Genomic DNA, 17,591 nt, shown 5'->3' on the forward strand with positions numbered 1-17,591 from the left:
GGGGAACGCTTGATCACCTATGCCGGGCATAGACGCGGCCTATACCCCCACGGGTTCACAGCCGGGCCGCGACGCGCGCTCCCGCCTCGGCGGCGAGCCGGCGCAGCCAGATGTGCGCGGGGTCCCGGTCGTGCCGCGCGTGCCACCACAGGGACTCCACCACCCGGCCGGGCCCGAACGGCAGCTCGACGACGGCCAGACGGTGGCCGGCGGCCTCGAAGAGCGCGAGGGCGCAGCCGGGGACCACGGTGACCCGGTCGGTGCCGGTGATCAGGTAGGGGAGGGTGAGGAAGTTCTCCACGGCGACCTCGACCCGGGGATCGACGCCGTGCGCGCGCAGCCGGTGCAGCGGGGAGAAGCCCGTCAGCCAGGGGAAGTGGAAGGGCATCACCCAGGGGCGGGCGCCGAGTTCTTCGAGGGTCGGCGGGCCGGCCGTGACGGAGTCGGCGCTGACGACGCACGTCCACCGGTCCTCGTACAGCTCGATCGACGGGGTGTCCGCCAGCAGGCCCTGCGGCAGCAGCATGCCGTCGACGGCGCTCAGCCGTTCGGCCGCGTGGTTGACCACGTCCGGGCTGTTCGCGAGGAACCGCAGCCGTACCCCGGGGGCCCGTTCGTTCGCCAGCGCGGACAGTTCCCGCCCCGTGGTGGCCACATGCATGTCCGACGCCACCAGGGTGAACTCCCGCCGGGTGAACGTCGGATCGAACCCGGGCCGGGGCAGGAACACCCGGTCGGCGAGGCTCAGCGCCTGGGCGGTCTGCTCCGCGAGCTGCTTGGCCAGCGGAGTCAGCTCGTAGCTGTTGCCCTCCCGGGTCAGCAGTTCGTCACCGAAATGCCGCCGCAGCCGTGCCAGCGACGCGCTCACCGTCGGCTGGCTCAGCCCCAGCCGCACCGCCGCCTTCGTCACACTCCGCTCCCGCAGGAGCGCGTCCAACGGCACCAGAAGATTCAGGTCCAGACCCACGCCGCTGCGCCTCCGCGGGATGTCGCGTTCGTCCGGTGCCCGAGCATAAGTGACGTGGGTTGCCAGGACGTGCCGGAGAGTGCCGGACAGCGTCGGTGACCTCGGGGAAAGCGTGTCCGAGGGGGTGGGCGATCAGTAGAGTTCGGGGCATGGCCGTGCGAGACGAACTGCTCATCGATCTGATCAACCGGACCGAGATGGAGGGCGCCGGGCCGCGAATCACCGTCGTCGCCCAGGGGGTGGTCCTCACCGGGCGGCTGACCGCGCACCGGTCGTGGGCGGTGTCGGTCGCGGAGGTCCTGGACGACGACGGCGCGGCCGACGAGCGGTTCGGCGAGGCGTTCCGCCGTGAGGCCGAGGAGCCGCTCGCCTATCCCCCGGTCTTCCTCCACCTCCACGGCTGCCAGTTGATCTCCGGTTCAAGCAGCCTGCCTGTGGCCCTCGGCGAGTACTTCCGGGTGCCGCTGGACGCGGTGACGGCGTGGAGCGTCAAGTGAGGGATGAGATCATGAGCCGTCGGTACTACATGACTGTAGAGGAGATGTGCTGGTGTTCGAGGGGCTGAAGAACCTCAAGGGTCTCAAGGACAAGGTCGAGGACCTCGCCGAGGAGCACGGGGACAAGATCTCCGCGGGGCTGGAGAAGGCGGGCGACTTCATCGACGACAAGACCGGCGGGAAGCACGGCGACAAGATCGACACGGCGGTCGACAAGGCTCAGGACTACATCGAGAAGCTGGGCCAGAAGAAGGACTGACGTCCCGTCACCTGCCCGCCCTCACCGGCCCGTTGCCGGTGAGGGCGGGTTTTTCACGCGGGTGTGTCGCTCTCCAGGATCTTCGCCAGGCTCTCCACCGTGGGATGGATCTCGCGCTGGAGGCGGGCCAGGTCGAGGCCGTCGTCACCGACGACCGTGAGGAGCGCGCGGTCGTTGACCGCGAGGACGACGACCTGGCGGTCGGCGCTGCGGGTGGTGACGTCACGCAGGCCGGTGCCGCCCGCTTCGTGCGCCATGCGGCGGGCCAGGCTGTAGGACGCGGCGGTGAGGGCCGCGACGGACTCCGCGTGCACGGCGTCGACGTCGGCGGCGACCAGGAGGCCGTCGACGGTGGAGATCACCGTCTCGCTGACACCCATCACCCCTTCGCGCAGTGCGGTGAGCACCTCGACGAGCGGTTCGGACTGGTGGACTTCGGACATCGGCGATCCCTGCTGGTGGGCGGTGACGTGCGGGCGGTGCGGGGGTCAAGGAAGCGCAGAGAGACGGTCGCGGACTCGGTGCAGGAGGGACGTCTCAGGCTGGTGCTCCTCAAGGTCCGTGGGGACGGGCCGACGGCCGGCCGACGCGCCGGGGCGGCGTACGGGGAGCGGCGGCGGGGTGTCCTTCACCGCGAGCCGGTCGGGTCGCCGCCGCCGGGCGAGCGCGAGGTATCGCTGTCGGGACTTCCTGCGCCGGCGCGGGTTCACACGGTATCCGATCGGTGAGGGCGGTGCGTCCCCGGTGTACGGGTCGGGAGCGGTGCGGGACCGGCCGGGGGGCGGGGCGCGTCGGCACGGGCTCCCGGGACGCGAAGTGCCGTACTGGGGCGGCCCGTTGCGGTGACGTCGTGGTGGATCAGGTCCAGCGTGCGCAGGCGGGCGAGATCGACCATGACGGCGAAGGTGCCCCGGCCGAGGGCGAACGCGAGGTCGCGCGGGGTACGGCGGCCGTTCGCGGCGTCCAGCAGGGCCGTGTGGCGGGGGTGCAGGACCGGGGGGCGGGGGGTGTCGGTCGTGCGGATGCGGGTGCGGGCCAACTCGACGGGTGAGCCCCAGAGTTCGGTGAGGACGGTGAGGCGGCGGGTGGTCTCGGCGGCGACGAGGTGCGGGGCGAAGGCGCGGGAGGCGACGACTCCGGGGGCCGGGTCGCGGACCTCCCAGACGGCGCCGGGGCCCAGCGCGAGGGCGAAGGCGCCGTCGAACAGGGCCGCCGTACAGGCGACTTCGAACTCCTCTGGCGTCAACAGGCCGCGTTTGTGGAGCTGTTCGCTCAGCAGGCCGTCCGCCGCGCGGGCCGCCGCCCATGAACCGTCCTCCACGCGGCCGGACTTGAGGAGGATCGACTCGGCGCTCGGGGCGCCGGGGGTGTCGACCGCGACGACCAGTCCGCCGTGGACGTGAATCGTGCCACCAGGTGTGCCGGAGACGGCGACCGCGGCGTCGCGGCGTTCGTCGTGCAGGGCGGCCAGCAGGGCGGGGAGGTTGCGCGGGGGCACTGCCGGGGTCATGCGGTCACCTCGGCCGCGTACAGGCCCAAGTGGTGCAGGACCAGGGCGAGGTTGGCCTGGCCCCGGTCCAGCGCGGCGGTCAGCAGCAGGGGGTCGCCCTGCCGGGGGACCGTGGCAACGACCAGCTGGCGGCTGCTGCCCGTGATGACGATGCTCTCCAACTCCCCTTGCGCGCCTGCCGAGTTGAGACCACTCTCGACGGACTGCGCGAGACGGCTGCACTCGACCGGGTCCGAACCGCTGACCCCCGCGTCGCCGTACGTCAGTCCCGTGACCGCGTCGATGAGCGAGACACCTGTGACGCCCGGTAGTTCCAGGAGGCGACTCAGGGAGGCTTCGACTGATGACAACGGGACTCCCTCTTCACTATTGCTTCACATGACAACGGAAAGCACAGTAGTTTAATCCGAAAGGTTCAGGACAGGGCGTCCGTCGCTCATTTTCTGACCCACCGTCACATGGCAGTACAGCAAAGTGTGAACAGAGCGAAGGACAGGACATGAACATCGAGACCGCGCTCAAGGAAGCGATGACGATCGACGGCGCCCTGGGTGTCGCCCTGGTCGACTACGAGAGCGGAATGTCCCTCGGCACCCTCGGTGGTGGCCAGGGTCTCGACCTGGAGGTCGCCGCCGCCGGCAACACCGAGGTCGTCCGCGCCAAGGCCCGCACACTCGAACTGCTGGGCATGCAGGACTCCGTCGAGGACATCCTCATCACCCTCGGCGCCCAGTACCACCTCATCCGCCCCCTCAACAGCTCCAACGGGAGCCTCTTCCTCTACCTCGCCCTCGACCGCACCCGCGGCAACCTGGCCCTGGCCCGCCACGCCCTGAAGCGGATCGAAGCGGTCCTGGAGGTCTAGCCGGGGCAGTGACCGGTGGACAGGCCGGTGGCCTCCGCGACCGTCCACCTGCCCGCAAGGCCGACGTCGAAGTACATGACACGAGTATGCCGGTCGCCGAACACGAGAAAGGGCGGGGCCTCCACGGCCCCGCCCTCACCTCGTCGAACTCGGAACCCCTACCGCCCCCAAGCCCACTTCAACCGGTCCGCGCCCGACTTGTTCGTCGTCGCCAGCCACGGGTTCGCCGTCGGCCCCGTCAGGGTCTGGAGGGAGTACGTGTCGCCGGTCCGCAGGCCGGGCCAGTAGACCGAGCCCATCTTGAGCTGGCGGAAGACGTCCGTGTCGGCCTGGATGAAGGAGATCTCGTTGTTGCCGACGTTGGAGCCGTTGTAGTCGAGCCCGCTCGTCATGGTCGCGCCGAACTCGTCGGCCACGGTCCGGTACGCGCAGTCGCCGAGGCGGGCCTTGAGGTCGGTCACCCACTCGTCGTAGGTGCGGTTCCCCCAGAACCCGTAGTGGTGGAGGGACAGATACGTACCCTTGAGCCGAGGATCGGCGCAGACGGAGACGACGCTGTCGTTGTACCCGCTGCCGCTGACGAAGATCCGGTCGCGCGGGATCTTCGGGAACGTCCCGATCCACTTCGCGGCGAGGTCGCCCCACTCGGCCGGCGTGTAGCCGTGCGGCTCGTTCATCGGCTCGAAGTACACGCGGCTGTTGTACCGGAACGCGCTCGTGACGGTCTTCCACATCGGCCAGTACGTGGCCGTGTCGTCGATGAACCCGTCCTTCTGCGCCCCGGACCCCTCCCAGTAGGAGACGATCACCTTGAAGCCCTGCGCGGTCGCCGCGTCGATCACCGCACGGTAGGAGTGCCAGTAACTCCCGTTCACCGTGTACGGGTTGATCGGAATCCGCACGGTGTTGGCGCCCAGGTTGGCCCGGAACGCGGAGATGATCCGCGTCGCCTTGTGGTACGTCTGCGCGTACGTGTCGGAGAGCGAGAGCCCCGACAGGACGACCTCGTCGTTGGCGTAGTTGTCGCGCGGGTCCGCCCAGTTGACGCCCTTGAACTGGCTCGTGTTCGGCGTGGCCACGCGGTCGGCGGCGGACGCGGGGACACCGGCACCGAGCGCGGCGACCCCGGCGAGGGCGACGGCGGTGGCGACCAGCGAACGCGTGCGGGGGCGCCGGGAGTTACGGGAGCGCAGGGGCACGGCAGTACCTTCTTACGGGATGAACGCGGCTCGGCGTCAGGCTGGACCTGGGGTGATCAACGCGGTGAGTCTGAGTCGGCCCCCGCAACGTTGTCAAGGAGGGTGCGCCCAGTTTTGGAAAGCGCTTACCCTCAAGGCCGTACGGCGTTGTCGGTGCCCGCCGATAACGTGCGGGACGTGACGGAACGGGAACAGCGCGCCGCCCTCGACCATGTGCTGGCGCTGATCGCGGAGGCCCCCTGGAGCGCCTCGCTGGTGCTGCGCGGGAGCATGGCGATGCCGGCGTGGGTCGGGGAGGCGGCGCGTCCGCCGGGCGACCTGGACTGGATCGTGCTGGAGGAGGCGGCGGGCGTCGACCCCATCGACCCGTACCCGTACGCCTGGCACATCGAGGACGTCCAGCAGTGGCCGGAGGCGGCTGCGGGGGCAGCCCGCTACGAGCTGTGGCGCGAGGAGGAGTTCGGCACGGGCGGCGAGCGCCGGCTCCTGCCACCGGAGGGCCTGTCGTGGGTGGACTCGGAGGACGTCGACCCGTCCCCGCCGTACCACGACCTGCTGGAGCGGATACGGGAGCGCCCGTACGCGGGCTCGGGCGTCGTCCTGGACGCCTCGGGGGCGCGCGACGACGGGAGCTGGACCTACGCGGTGTACGACACCCCTGGTGTGCGGCTGCGTGTCCCCTGGCGCCTGGAGCATCCGGGCACGCTCACCGGGTCGGTGCAACTGGACTTCGCCCGCGACGAGTTCCTCCCCGAGCCGCCCGTGTGGACGCTGGTGCCGCGTGCGGGCGGCCGTCCGCCGACCCCGGTCCGCACGGCGAGCCGTGAACTCTCCCTCGCCTGGAAGCTCCTGTGGCTGCGCACCGACGCCGCCACCGAGGGCCGCGCGCGGGCCAAGGACCTCTACGACGCGGTCCTCCTCGCGGAATCCCCCCGCACCCGCCTCGACCCCCGCCTCCTGCGCCGCGTCCTCGGCGCCTTCGACCCCTCGTCGATCACCGGGTGGGACGTGCAGTGGCCCGGCGTCCACGGCGTGCGGGGCACGGCCGGGCAGTGGCTGGGGCGGCTGCGGCGTGCGCTGGAGCAGTCGGCCGGCGACGTCCCCGCGGGTGCCTGAACCACCCTTCGGCCGAAGCGCACCCGCCCCCCTGCGAAATCTACGAAAGCCTGGCCCCCGTCACAGGAACGCCGATGCCGACCCCCCGTCCGCGGAGAACGGCCGGCGGCCGAGCGGCCCCCCGCCGATGGGCGGTGCCTGGATGATCCGGGCCAGATCGCGCTGTATCCCCTCCGCCTCGGCTCGGACCTGGGCGGGTATGTCCCCGCGCTCGGCGACGAGGCGGTCGAAGATGGGCGTGTGACTGAACACGTCGAGTCTGTTTTCCTGCCTGACGGGCCCAGAACACTCGGCTGGGCTAGGTGGCGCATACGGTACTGAGCCTACGGGGTGGATCATCCTGCGCGCCCGTCGCCCTGATCATGTCTGTGTCAGCCACGGGAGCCGTACAGGATCGGCACGCCGCCCTCACGCCTCGGTCAGCAGCCGCCACCCCGGCGCGTAGTTGCCGTGCAGCACGAGCGACGCCGCCCCGACGGCGCCCACGGTCTCGCCGATGACGCTCTGGTCGACGGTGATCGCCCGGATCGTGCGCGCCACGGACGTACGGTTCACGGCGGCCTCGACCTCCTCGCGCATGAGCCCCTCGATGCCTCGCAGCGCCTCTCCGCCGAGGACGATCCGGCCGACGTCGAGCATGCTGGTGGCGCCCCGGGCGGCCTGGCCGATCCGGCGGGCGGCGCGGCGGACGACGTCGAGGGCGGCCTCGTCGCCGGCGCGGGCGGCCTTGCGCAGGACCTTCCAGTCGAGGTGGACGGAGTCGGGGGTGCCGGTGAGGCCGATCCGGTCGGCGGCGCCGCGGCCGTGCCGTCCGAGGAGGTCCTCGATGATCGCGGCGGGCGAGCAGTAGGGGCCGAGGCAGTCGTACGCGCCGCACTGGCAGACCCGGTCGCCGGGCTCGACCGGCATGTGCCCGAACTCGCCCGCGTTCCCGGAGTCGCCGTGCAGGACGGTGTTGTCGAGGACGATCCCGGCCCCGACCCCGGTCCCGAGGTAGACGAAGAGGAAGCTCCCGGCCCGCTCGGCGCCCCCGATCCAGCGCTCCCCTATGGCCGCGGCGGTCGCGTCGTTGTCGAGGGCGACCGGCAGCCCCGTGGCCTTCGCGAACATCTCGGTCAGCGGCACCCTCCCCCAGCCGGGGAAGTTCGGCGGCGAGACGACGGCGCCGGTGCTCCCGTCGAGCGGACCGGGCGCCGCGACGCCGAGCCCGAGGAGCCGGCCCCGGTCGACGCCGGCCCGCTCGACGAGCCGCAGGGCCGCGCGGGAGATCCGGTCGACGAGGTCGTCCGGGTCCCAGGGGTCGCCGAGTCTGAGCCGCCGGCTGCCGACGACCTGCCCGGAGAGGTCGACGACGACGATGACGGCGGCGTCCGGATCGAGGTGGACGCCGAGCGCGTACGCCCCGTCGGCGCGCAGCGAGAGCAGCGTGCGCCGTTTGCCGCCGTTGGACGGGGCCTGGCCGGCCTCGACGACGAGCCCGGCGTCGAGGAGCTTGCGGACGACGTTGGAGACGGTCTGGTTGGTGAGGCCGGTCAGCGCGGCCAGCTCGACCCGGCTGATCCCGCCGCCGGTGCGGACGGCGTCGAGGACGACCGCCTGGTTGTAGCCACCGACGCGCGGCAGGTTCGTCCCGCTCAGCGTCGTCACGGGGCTCCCCGGGGTCGCTCGCGCCCCGTCCGTCACCTGCTCTGCCCGCACCTGCTGCGTCACCCGTACCACCTGGACCCCTCACCTCGACCCGGCCGCTCCCCCAGAGCGCGCCGTCGGCCGAAAGTTTACACGCCGGAAGCATTGACTTAATCCATCAATTGGATTTAGCTGACGCCCATCAAATCCGGTCGCATGGGCCGGGCGATATGGCGCCGAGGCCAGGTCAGAGCGGCGTACGCCCGCGTCCAGGTGGCCGAAAACATCTCGTCCTTCCCCAGGTTTCGCGTTCCGGAGGAACCACTGTGCGCACGAGAATCGTCACCGCCGCGGCGTTCACAGCCGCCACCGCACTGGCTGTCACCGCCTGTGGTTCGGGTTCGTCAGGCAGCTCGTCCAAGACCGTCAAGGTCGTCTACTGGCAGAACCTGAACAGCACGGTCAAGCTCCAGGCGGACTTCCTCGCCACGGCCGTCAAGGAGTTCCAGGCCGCCAACCCCGGCACCAAGGTCCAGCTGGTCCCGGTCACCGCCTCCGAGAACGACTACTACACGAAGATCCAGCTCATGATGCGGTCCCCCTCGACCGCCCCCGACCTGGTCTACGAGGACACCGCGCTGATCAACTCCGACATCGCGGGCGGCTACCTCAAACCCCTCGACTCCTACACCGCGCAGTGGGCCGACTGGTCCCAGTACGCGGCGGCGGCGAAGGGCGCGGTCACGGGCGCCGCGGACGGCAAGGTGTACGGCGTCCCGGACAACACCGACACGCGCGGCATCTGGTACAACAAGCAGCTCTTCCAGAAGGCCGGTATCGCCGTCCCGTGGCAGCCGAAGACCTGGGCGGACGTCCTGACGGCCGCGAAGACCATCAAGGCGAAGCTCCCCGGCGTCACCCCGCTCAATCTCTACACCGGCCAGGCCGGCGGCGAGGCGTCCTCGATGCAGGGCTTCGAGATGCTCCTGTACGGCACGCAGGCCGCGAACAACTCGCTGTACGACGCGTCGCAGAAGAAGTGGGTCGTCGGCAGCCAGGGCTTCAAGGACTCCCTGGACTTCGTCCACACCGTCTACAACGACGGCCTCGGCCCGGCCAAGGAGCAGGCGCTCGGCGCCAACTTCGGCACCACGGTCGGCACGGAGCTGATCCCCCAGGGCAAGCTGGCGATCGACATCGACGGCTCCTGGATGCCGAACAACTGGGGTTCCACGAGCCCGACGCCGTGGAAGGAGTGGAACACCGTGATGGGGACGGCCGCGATGCCGACCCAGAACGGCCAGGCCCCCGGCGCGACCAGCATGTCCGGCGGCTGGGCGTGGTCCATCCCGGCGAAGGCGAAGAACGCCGACCTCGCCTGGAAGTTCCTCTCCGGGACGCTCCAGACGAAGGCCAACTCCACGAAGTGGAACGTCCTCAACGCCACGATCGCCGTCCGCACGGACGTCGCGGCCGACCCCGAGTACCTGAAGGCGGTCCCGACCAACAAGTTCTTCACCGAACTGGTCGCCGACACCCACTACCGCCCCGGTCTGCCGGAGTACAACCAGGTCTCCACGGCCATCCAGAAGGCGATGGAGTCGGTGACGACCGGACAGGCGTCCGTCGACAAGGCCGCATCCACGTACGACAACGATGTCAAGTCGGCGGTCGGCGCCGACAAGACGGTCCAGGGCACCAAGTGACCGCCGTCGCCCCGATGACGCCCCGCGAGAAGCGCTCTCGCGGGGCCTCCCCCTCGCCCGCCCTGCGCTCGCTGCTGCGCGGCCTGCCGACCATCCCGGCGGTCGTCCTGCTCGTGGTGTTCCTCGCCGGGCCGATCACGTACTGCGTCTACTACGCCTTCACCGACATGCAGCTGACCGGTGCGTCCGGCACGAACTTCGTCGGCTTCGACAACTTCACCCGCGCCTTCAAGGACGACGACTTCCTCAACGCGGTCAAGCTGACGCTGGTGTTCGTCGTCGGCTCCGCGGTGATCGGACAGAACACTCTGGGCCTCGCGCTCGCGATCCTGATGCAGAAGGCCAGCAAGCCGGTGCGCTCGCTGATCAGCGGTGTCGTCATCGCGGCCTGGGTGCTGCCCGAGGTCGTCGCCGGCTACCTGATGTACGCCTTCTTCTTCGACCAGGGCTCGCTGAACTCGCTGCTCGACGCGGTCGGCCTGCCCACGCAGAACTGGCTGTACACGATGCCGATCCTCGCCGTGTGCCTCGCGAACGTGTGGCGCGGGACGGCGTTCTCGCTGATGGTGTTCACCGCCGCCATCAACGACGTACCGGCCGAACTGACCGAGGCCGCCGAGATGGACGGCGCGAACGCCTGGCAGCGGCTGTGGCGGGTGACGCTCCCGGTGATCAGGCCGACGATCCTGACGAACCTGATGCTGATCACGCTCCAGACCCTGTCGGTCTTCGGCCTGATCTACACGATGACGCGCGGCGGTCCCGGCAACAAGAGCGAGACCCTGCCGATCTTCATGTACCAACAGGCGTTCCAGAACAGCCTGATCGGCTACGGCACGGCGATCGCGCTGGTGCTCCTCGTGGTCGGCGCCCTGTTCTCCGTCGTGTACATCCGCCTGCTGAAGATGGAGGACGACTGATGGCCGCCGCCCTCGCCACCCCGCCCGTCACCAAGACGACAGCCCCAACCACCGCCCCGCGCAAACGCCGACTCGGGCTCGGCAAGCTGACGGTGAACCTCATCCTGATCGCGGTGTCGGTCGTGTACGTGCTGCCGCTGCTGTGGATGGCCCTCGCCTCGATCAGCGACCTCAACACCTTCCAGCTGAAGCTGCCCGGCTCGCTGACGCTCGACAACTTCGACGCCGTCCTGAACGTCGACACCACGTTCCGCCCGATGCTCAACAGCCTCCTGCTGTGCGGTTTCGGCACCGCGATCACGGTCGTCGCGTCGATCCTGTGCGCCTACCCGCTCTCCCGGTACCGCTCGCGGGTGCGCCGCCCGTTCCTGTACACGATCCTCTTCTCGACGGGGCTGCCCATCACCGCCGTGATGATCCCCGTCTACAGCATGTTCGTGCAGGTCAACCTGATCGACTCGATGCCGGGCACGACCCTGTTCCTGGCGGCGTCCTCGCTGCCGTTCGGGATCTGGCTGATGAAGAACTTCATGGACGGCGTGCCGGTCGTCCTGGAGGAGGCGGCCCGCATCGACGGCGCGAACACCATGCAGGTGCTGTGGCGGGTGGTGCTGCCGCTGATGCGCCCCGGTGTCGTCGTGGTCACCATCTTCACGTTCATCGGCATGTGGGGGAACTTCTTCGTCCCCTTCATCCTGCTGCTGTCGCCGGAGAAACTCCCCGCGTCCGTCAGCGTGTTCACCTTCCTCAGCGCCCACGACCAGACGCAGTACGGGCAGTTGTCGGCGTTCTCGATCATCTACTCGCTGCCCGTCGTCATGCTCTACCTGCTGCTGGCCCGCAAGCTGGGCGGCGGCTTCGCGCTCGGCGGCGCGCTCAAGGGCTGAACCAGCCCCGTGGCAAGCCGTCTTCCCCCACTTCTCGCTACGGAGATCCACAATGCACAACGACCGTGACGTCACCGAACAGCGGCTGCGCCGGGTGCTGGAGGAACGCATCCGGCCGGCCGTCCACGCCCGCGCGGTCCCCCTCTCGGTCGAGGCGTGGGACGTACCGGGCGAGCCGGTGCCGGTCGACGAGGGGCTGACCGCGCCCTTCCGCCCGGTCAAGGTCGGCGACCCGTGGGGGCCCGCCTGGACGACGAGCTGGTTCAAGGTCACCGGGACGGTCCCGGCCGAGTGGGCGGGCCTGCCCGTCGAGGCCGTCCTCGACCTCGGGTTCGGCACGCACTCGGCCGGCTTCTCCGCCGAGGGCCTCGTCTACCGGGCCGACGGCACCGCCGTGAAGGCCCTCAACCCGCGCAACACCTGGCTGCCGGTGGCCGAAGAGGCCGTCGGGGGCGAGGAGTTCACGGTGTTCGTCGAGGCCGCCGCGAACCCGGTCGTCATGCACACCGGCCAGGACCAGGTGCAGTTCGTACCGGTCTCGGTCGGCGGCCCCGCCCCCTGGCTCGGCGACCCGGCCGCCGACCCGGGCGCCCCCGTCTACCGGCTGCGCCGCATGGACCTGGCCGTCGTCGACCGCGAGGTCCACGAACTCACGCAGGACCTGGACGTCCTCGGCCAGCTCATGCACGAGCTGTCCCCGGACTCCCCGCGCCGCTGGCAGATCCTGCGCGCCGTCGAACTCGCCCTGGACGCGGTCGACTTGCAGGACATCAGCGGTACGGCCGGCGCCGCCCGCGCAGCCCTCGCCCCCGCGCTGGCCTCCCCCGCGCACGCGGGCGCCCACCGCATCACGGCCGTCGGGCACGCCCACATCGACACGGCGTGGCTGTGGCCGCTGCGCGAGACGGTCCGCAAGGTCGCCCGCACGGTCTCCAACGTCACCCAACTGATGGACGACCACCCCGAGTTCACGTTCGTCATGTCCCAGGCCCAGCAGCTCGCCTGGCTCAAGGAACACCGGCCCGAGGTGTACGCGCGCGCCCAGGAGAAGGCGAAGACCGGCCAGTTCGTGCCGACGGGCAGCCTGTGGGTGGAGCCGGACACCAACATCAGCGGCGGCGAGGCCCTGGTCCGGCAGTTCGTCCACGGGAAGCGGTTCTACCTCGAAGAGTTCGGCGTCGAGACCGAGGACATGTGGCTCCCGGACACCTTCGGCTACAACGCGGCCCTCCCGCAGATCATGAAGCTGGCCGGGGTGAAGTGGTTCCTCACCCAGAAGATCTCCTGGAACACCACGAACAAGTTCCCGCACCACACGTTCTGGTGGGAGGGCATCGACGGCACACGGATCTTCAGCCACTTCCCGCCCGTCGACTCCTACAACGGCGAACTGTCCGGCGCCCAGGTCGCGCACAGCGTCCGCAACTTCCAGGACAAGGCCCGCGCCAACCACTCCCTGATCCCCTTCGGCTACGGCGACGGCGGTGGCGGCCCCACCCGCGAGATGCTGTCCCGCGCCGAGCGCATGAAGGACCTGGAGGGCGCCCCCCGCATCGAGATCGAGGGCCCGCTGGAGTTCTTCCGCAAGGCCCACGCCGAGTACGAGGCGAACGGCGGCGCCCCCGTCTGGTCCGGCGAGCTGTACCTGGAGTTCCACCGGGGCACCCTCACCAGCCAGTTGGCCACCAAGCAGGGCAACCGGCGCAGCGAACACCTGTTGCGCGAGGCCGAGTTGTGGGCGGCGACGGCGGCGGTCCGGCACGGCACGCCGTACCCGTACGCGGAGCTGGACCGGCTGTGGAAGACGGTCCTGCTGCACCAGTTCCACGACATCCTGCCCGGCACGTCCATCGCCTGGGTGCACCGCGAGGCCGAGGTGACGTACGCGCGGGTCGCGGAGGAACTGAACGGGCTGATCGGGGCGGCGCAGGGCGCGCTGGCGGGTTCCGGCGAGGAGCCGGTCGTCTTCAACTCCGCTCCGCACGGCCGGGGCGGGCTCGCGGCGTTCGGCGCGGCACCGCGCACGGAGTCTCCCGAGGCTCCGGTGGCACCGACGGTCGATGATCACACTTTCACCCTCGACAACGGGATCGTTCGCGTCGTGGTCGACTCTCGCGGCCTCGTCACCTCCGCCTACGACCTGGAAGCCGGCCGCGAGGCCCTCGTGCCCGGCGCGGTCGGCAACCTGCTCCAGCTCCACCAGGACTTCCCGAACCAGTGGGACGCCTGGGACCTGGACGCCTTCTACCGCAACTCCGTGCGCGACCTCACCGAGGCCGAGTCGGTGACGGCGACCGGGGACGGCGTACGGGTGGTCCGGGTCTTCGGGGAGTCGCGGATCGAGCAGACGCTGACCCTGCCCGCCGGTTCGCGCCGGCTGTCGGTGGAGACGGTCGTCGACTGGCACGAGCGGGAGAAGGTCCTCAAGGCCGCGTTCCCGCTGGACGTGCGGGCCGCGCACTCGACGGCCGAGATCCCCTTCGGGCACGTCGAGCGCCCCACCCACACCAACACCACCTGGGACGCCGCCAAGTTCGAGGTGTGCGCGCACCGCTACCTCCACGTCGGCGAGAAGGACTGGGGCGCGGCCCTGGTCAACGACTCCTCGTACGGCCACGACGTCACCCGTGACGTCCGCGCCGACGGCGGCACGACCACCACGGTCCGCCTCACCCTGCTTCGCGCGGCCCGCTTCCCCGACCCGGAGCAGGACCAGGGCACCCACCGCCTGTCCTACGGCCTGCTGATCGGCGCCCAGGTGTCGGACGCGGTCCGCGAGGGCTACCGGTTCAACCTGGCCGAGCGGACGGTGCCGGGCTCGGCGACGGTCGCGCCGCTGGTCGCCGTGGACGACGAGGGTGTGGTCGTCGAGGCCGTGAAGCTCGCGGACGACGAGAGCGGCGACGTCGTCGTCCGGCTCTTCGAGTCGCGGGGCACCCGCGCCCGCGCGACCCTCACGGCCGGTTTCCCGCTGGCCGGGGCGACAGTCACCGACCTGCTGGAACGCCCGCTGGAGGGCGAGTCGGCGGAGGTCTCCGGGGACGAGGTGCGGTTCGCGCTGCGGCCGTTCCAGATCCTCACCCTGCGGCTCGCGCGGCAGGCGTAGGGATACGTTCCAGGACCCCTCCCGCGAACGTGTCGTACAGCGGGAGGGTCTCCAGGTGGACGTATCCGATGTGGCAGTCGCACACGGCGAGGGGGCAGGCGCGGGGCTTCAGGGCGTCCCGGTAGGAGCCGTCGTACAGGTTGCCGAGTTCCGTCTTGACGAAGTGGCAGCGCCGGACCGTCCCCTCGCCGTCGACCGAGATCACCGACTCGCCGGTGCGGCAGGGCAGTCCGGCGCTCCGGTGCGGGTGGCGGCTGTACGGGAAGAGGGGGTCGAGGGCCGTCCAGTGGGCGGCGGACTCGTCGTCGTAGGTGTGGCCCTCGGCCGCGTTGATCCACAGGTAGACGTGGCCGGGGAGGTCGGCGCGCAGGCGGCGGGCGTGGTCGAGGTGGCCGGGCAGGCCGACGACGCCGACGCTGTACCGGATGCCGCGCGCCGCCAGGTCACGGCACTTGGTGAGGAAGCGGTCGTAGGGGGTCTGGCCCGGGTGGTAGGTGCACCACAGGGCGAGGGTGTCGGGGTCGGCGTCGGCCAGCCAGTCGGTGCGGCAGCTGAGGTTCGTCTGGATGGCGACGCGGCGGATGTGCGGGAGGTGGGAGAGATCGGTCAGGGCGCGCCGGTACCAGGAGCGGACCAGGCCCTCGCCCCAAGGAGTGAAGAGGATCGACAGGTTGTCGTCGGTCTGCCGGCGGGCCCAGGTGGTGAAGCGGTCCAACGCCGCCCTGTCCGCGCGGAGTTGGGCGGTGCTGTCGCGGCGCTTGGCGAACGGGCAGTAGGGGCAGTCGTAGTCGCAGGAGGCGAGCGGGCCCCGGTAGAGCAGGGTCAGGTCCACGGCGGCGGCTACCTCCTCTCGTACTCGGCCATCTCGCGGCGCACCGCCGGGGAGAACAGTTCGGGTCCGATCGCGTCGGAGTGGGCGAGGCCCTCGGGGGTGAGCTTGAGCCGCCCGCCGGTGTCCGTCAGCCAGCCGCGCTCGGCCAGCCGCTCCAACTCCGTCCCGAAGTGCTCCCGTTGACCCGCCTCGGGGAGTCCTTCCGCCTGGAGGAGGGATTGCAGGAGGTACCGGCGGCGCCGCTCGTCGTCGTCCATCTCGAAGCCGATCTCCGCGCGGGAGAAGTCGTCGGTGGCCACGTAGTCGTCGATGATCCCGCGTATCCGGGTCATGTCGACCGCGTAGTCGAAGGAGTAGTGCAGCTCCCGCGTGTACGAGCGCGCTCCGCAGCCGAGGCCCACCATCCCGTCGGTCTGGCAGGCGTAGTCGTCGGGGCCCTGGTCCGGGGCGTCGGCGCGGCGGAACATCCGCATCGAGTGCTGGACGTAGCCGTGGGCGAGGAGGTGGTCGCGGCCCGCGCGGTAGAGGCGCAGCCGCTGTTCGTCCCAGGCGGGGTCGGGGCCGCCGGCGGCGCGGCGGTCGAGGCCGGTGAGCGGGCGGACGTAGAGGGGGTACAGGTACAGCTCCTCCGGCCGCCAACTCAGCGCCGCGTCCAGCGAGTCGAGCCAGCTCGCGTCCGTCTGGCCGTCGATGCCGTAGATGAGGTCGATGTTGAGGACCGGGATGCGTACGTCCCTGATCCGGCCGAGCGCCGCTTCGACGTCCGCGCGTTTCTGGGGGCGGACGGCGGCGCGCGCCTCGGTGTCGTCGAAGCTCTGGACGCCGAGGCTGAGGCGGGTGGTGCCCCGGTCGGCGAGGACGCGGAGCCGGTCGGCGGTGGCGGTCGCGGGGGACGCCTCGACGGAGAGGGGGACGGCGTGCAGGTCGGCGCCCATGCCTTCGGCGAGGTCGCAGAGGCGGTCGAGTTCGGGGGCGGTGAGGAAGGTGGGGGTGCCGCCACCGAAGGCCGCCGTGGCGAAGCGGGGTGCGGTGAGGGCTTCGCGGGCGGCTTTCGCCTGGCGTTCGAGGGCGTCGAGGTAGGCGGTGGTGAGGCCGTCGGGGGCGCCGATGCGGGTGAAGAGGTTGCAGAAGCCGCAGCGGACCTCGCAGAACGGGATGTGGAAGTAGAGGGAGAGGGCGTGCTGCGGTTCGGCCGCCCAGAGTTCCTTGAGCGGCGGGCGGTCGGGGAGTTCCCGGTACGCGGTCTTGTGGGGGTAGGCGTAGACGTACGACTGGTAGGGGCTCGTGGTCACGCGGTCTCCCCCTGGTTCAGGACGAATTGGGCGTACGGGACCGTCCACACCGAGGGGTGGCCGAGGCGGTGGCCGGTGTAGCCGTCGTCGCCGTAGGCCGTGCCGTGGTCGGAGCAGACGATGGTGAAGCAGGGGCGGCGGCTGCTCGCGGCGGTGAAGAGGCGGCCGATGTGCCGGTCGACGTACTCCAGGGCGGCGGCGTGCGTGGCGCGGGTGTCGCCGGCCTCGCGGGTGGCGCCGGGGAGGTGGAACCAGTTGGGCTGGTGCAGGGCGGAGACGTTGACGAAGAGGAACAGGCGCCGCTCCTCGGGGAGTTCGGCGACGATCCGCTCGGCGCGGGTGACCTGGTTCTCGAAGGAGTGCGGGGAGGTGACGCCGAACTCGGGCTCCCAGTGGGCCTCCTGGAAGAGGCCGGGGAGGACCGTGCCGAGGGGGCCCTGTCCGTTGAAGAAGCCGACGCCGCCGATGCAGACCGTGCGGTAGCCCTCGTGCGCCAGGCCGGAGACGAGGTCCGGGGTGTCGTGGACGAAGGTGCCGTCGGCGGTGGTCTCACTGCCCGCGAAGCGTGCGGCGAAGAGCCGGGGGTGCGGGCCGGGGGTGGCCGGGGTGGGCAGGAAGCCCGCGAAGATGGCCTGGTGGGAGGCGTAGGTGAAGCTGCCGGGGGCGTGCCGTTCCTCCCAGCGGCCGGCCGGGAGGTGGCGGGCGAGGTTCGGGATGCGGCCCTCGGCGGCCAGCTCGACGGCGACGTCGTACCGCAGGGTGTCGAGGGTGACGAGGAGGAGGTCGTGGCTGCCGACGATCCTCGTCAT

General features: G+C 70.8%; 18 protein-coding genes. 8 read left to right on the plus strand and 10 right to left on the minus strand.

The annotated features are described in order from the left end of the window. Positions 1–55: 55 nt before the first annotated feature. A complete protein-coding gene (locus ABZX85_RS21115; protein ID WP_355870570.1) occupies positions 56–967 on the minus strand; it encodes a LysR family transcriptional regulator in 912 nt (303 codons plus the stop codon). 149 nt (positions 968–1,116) lie between these two features. Between ABZX85_RS21115 and ABZX85_RS21120 the strand changes: the two genes are divergently transcribed. Continuing rightward, entirely contained in the window at positions 1,117–1,464 is a 348-nt protein-coding gene (locus ABZX85_RS21120) for a hypothetical protein (protein WP_355870572.1), read from the plus strand. A gap of 52 nt (positions 1,465–1,516) precedes the next feature. Further along, positions 1,517–1,723 carry an antitoxin gene (locus ABZX85_RS21125; protein ID WP_355870573.1) on the plus strand — a complete coding sequence of 69 codons (207 nt, stop codon included), beginning with the start codon at positions 1,517–1,519 and terminating at the stop codon, positions 1,721–1,723. Positions 1,724–1,776: 53 nt separating this feature from the next. Here the strand turns inward: ABZX85_RS21125 and ABZX85_RS21130 are convergent, their stop codons facing one another. The 3 genes from ABZX85_RS21130 to ABZX85_RS21140 all read right to left on the minus strand — a co-directional run bounded on the left by ABZX85_RS21130 (position 1,777) and on the right by ABZX85_RS21140 (position 3,583). Then, the gene (locus tag ABZX85_RS21130) at positions 1,777–2,166 is read right to left on the minus strand and encodes a roadblock/LC7 domain-containing protein (protein ID WP_355870575.1); all 390 of its coding nucleotides are present in this window, start codon (positions 2,164–2,166) and stop codon (positions 1,777–1,779) included. 263 nt (positions 2,167–2,429) lie between these two features. After that, positions 2,430–3,233: a hypothetical protein gene (locus tag ABZX85_RS21135; RefSeq protein ID WP_355870578.1), complete on the minus strand. Its 804-nt coding sequence runs from the start codon at positions 3,231–3,233 to the stop codon at positions 2,430–2,432. Continuing rightward, positions 3,230–3,583, minus strand: a complete 354-nt coding sequence (locus tag ABZX85_RS21140) for a hypothetical protein (protein ID WP_355870580.1) — start codon at positions 3,581–3,583, stop codon at positions 3,230–3,232. Before ABZX85_RS21140 ends, ABZX85_RS21135 begins: the two co-directional genes overlap by 4 nt. 149 nt (positions 3,584–3,732) lie before the next feature. Here ABZX85_RS21140 and ABZX85_RS21145 point away from each other — a divergent pair, with 149 nt between their 5' ends. Continuing rightward, positions 3,733–4,098, plus strand: a complete 366-nt coding sequence (locus ABZX85_RS21145; RefSeq protein ID WP_355870583.1) for a hypothetical protein — start codon at positions 3,733–3,735, stop codon at positions 4,096–4,098. Positions 4,099–4,256: 158 nt separating this feature from the next. On the opposite strand, the gene ABZX85_RS21150 is transcribed toward ABZX85_RS21145, so the two are convergent. Then, positions 4,257–5,297 (minus strand): cellulase family glycosylhydrolase, encoded by a 1,041-nt coding sequence (locus tag ABZX85_RS21150; protein ID WP_355870586.1) that lies wholly within the window; start codon positions 5,295–5,297, stop codon positions 4,257–4,259. A gap of 177 nt (positions 5,298–5,474) precedes the next feature. Between ABZX85_RS21150 and ABZX85_RS21155 the strand changes: the two genes are divergently transcribed. Then, positions 5,475–6,413, plus strand: a complete 939-nt coding sequence (locus ABZX85_RS21155; RefSeq protein ID WP_355870589.1) for a nucleotidyl transferase AbiEii/AbiGii toxin family protein — start codon at positions 5,475–5,477, stop codon at positions 6,411–6,413. A gap of 60 nt (positions 6,414–6,473) precedes the next feature. Here the strand turns inward: ABZX85_RS21155 and ABZX85_RS21160 are convergent, their stop codons facing one another. Both ABZX85_RS21160 and ABZX85_RS21165 read right to left on the minus strand, forming a co-directional pair. Then, the gene (locus ABZX85_RS21160) at positions 6,474–6,665 is read right to left on the minus strand and encodes a hypothetical protein (RefSeq protein ID WP_355870592.1); all 192 of its coding nucleotides are present in this window, start codon (positions 6,663–6,665) and stop codon (positions 6,474–6,476) included. Between the two features lie 156 nt (positions 6,666–6,821). Beyond that, positions 6,822–8,060, minus strand: coding sequence for an ROK family transcriptional regulator (locus ABZX85_RS21165; RefSeq protein WP_355870595.1), 1,239 nt, complete (start codon positions 8,058–8,060; stop codon positions 6,822–6,824). 305 nt (positions 8,061–8,365) lie between these two features. Here ABZX85_RS21165 and ABZX85_RS21170 point away from each other — a divergent pair, with 305 nt between their 5' ends. The 4 genes from ABZX85_RS21170 to ABZX85_RS21185 are packed head-to-tail and all read left to right on the plus strand — an operon-like array spanning position 8,366 to position 14,658. Further along, positions 8,366–9,745 carry an extracellular solute-binding protein gene (locus ABZX85_RS21170; protein WP_355870598.1) on the plus strand — a complete coding sequence of 460 codons (1,380 nt, stop codon included), beginning with the start codon at positions 8,366–8,368 and terminating at the stop codon, positions 9,743–9,745. A gap of 14 nt (positions 9,746–9,759) precedes the next feature. Beyond that, the gene (locus ABZX85_RS21175) at positions 9,760–10,665 is read left to right on the plus strand and encodes a sugar ABC transporter permease (RefSeq protein WP_355870737.1); all 906 of its coding nucleotides are present in this window, start codon (positions 9,760–9,762) and stop codon (positions 10,663–10,665) included. Beyond that, on the plus strand, positions 10,665–11,552 hold the full coding sequence (locus ABZX85_RS21180) for a carbohydrate ABC transporter permease (RefSeq protein ID WP_355870601.1): 888 nt from the start codon (positions 10,665–10,667) through the stop codon (positions 11,550–11,552). Before ABZX85_RS21175 ends, ABZX85_RS21180 begins: the two co-directional genes overlap by 1 nt. Before the next feature lie 52 nt (positions 11,553–11,604). Next, entirely contained in the window at positions 11,605–14,658 is a 3,054-nt protein-coding gene (locus ABZX85_RS21185; RefSeq protein WP_355870603.1) for a glycoside hydrolase family 38 C-terminal domain-containing protein, read from the plus strand. Here the strand turns inward: ABZX85_RS21185 and ABZX85_RS21190 are convergent. From ABZX85_RS21190 to ABZX85_RS21200, 3 genes are read right to left on the minus strand one after another with little or no spacing between them, the layout of a single operon-like run. Then, positions 14,630–15,490: an STM4011 family radical SAM protein gene (locus ABZX85_RS21190; protein WP_355870606.1), complete on the minus strand. Its 861-nt coding sequence runs from the start codon at positions 15,488–15,490 to the stop codon at positions 14,630–14,632. The genes ABZX85_RS21185 and ABZX85_RS21190 overlap by 29 nt on opposite strands. Before the next feature lie 8 nt (positions 15,491–15,498). Beyond that, on the minus strand, positions 15,499–16,782 hold the full coding sequence (locus ABZX85_RS21195) for an STM4012 family radical SAM protein (RefSeq protein ID WP_355870609.1): 1,284 nt from the start codon (positions 16,780–16,782) through the stop codon (positions 15,499–15,501). After that, a complete protein-coding gene (locus tag ABZX85_RS21200; protein ID WP_355870738.1) occupies positions 16,779–17,591 on the minus strand; it encodes an STM4013/SEN3800 family hydrolase in 813 nt (270 codons plus the stop codon). Before ABZX85_RS21200 ends, ABZX85_RS21195 begins: the two co-directional genes overlap by 4 nt.

Source organism: Streptomyces sp. NPDC004539, from assembly GCF_040610055.1.
Classification (GTDB): Bacteria; Actinomycetota; Actinomycetes; order Streptomycetales; family Streptomycetaceae; genus Streptomyces.

Bases quoted from the DNA above. Each gene is read 5' to 3' on its own strand.
- ABZX85_RS21130 (WP_355870575.1), bottom strand. From the start codon at position 2,166: ATGTCCGAAGTCCACCAGTCCGAACCGCTCGTCGAGGTGCTCACCGCA.
- ABZX85_RS21145 (WP_355870583.1), top strand. From the start codon at position 3,733: ATGAACATCGAGACCGCGCTCAAGGAAGCGATGACGATCGACGGCGCC.
- ABZX85_RS21180 (WP_355870601.1), top strand. From the start codon at position 10,665: ATGGCCGCCGCCCTCGCCACCCCGCCCGTCACCAAGACGACAGCCCCA.
- ABZX85_RS21200 (WP_355870738.1), bottom strand. From the start codon at position 17,591: ATGACGAGGATCGTCGGCAGCCACGACCTCCTCCTCGTCACCCTCGAC.
- ABZX85_RS21175 (WP_355870737.1), top strand. From the start codon at position 9,760: ATGACGCCCCGCGAGAAGCGCTCTCGCGGGGCCTCCCCCTCGCCCGCC.
- ABZX85_RS21120 (WP_355870572.1), top strand. From the start codon at position 1,117: ATGGCCGTGCGAGACGAACTGCTCATCGATCTGATCAACCGGACCGAG.
- ABZX85_RS21135 (WP_355870578.1), bottom strand. From the start codon at position 3,233: ATGACCCCGGCAGTGCCCCCGCGCAACCTCCCCGCCCTGCTGGCCGCC.
- ABZX85_RS21185 (WP_355870603.1), top strand. From the start codon at position 11,605: ATGCACAACGACCGTGACGTCACCGAACAGCGGCTGCGCCGGGTGCTG.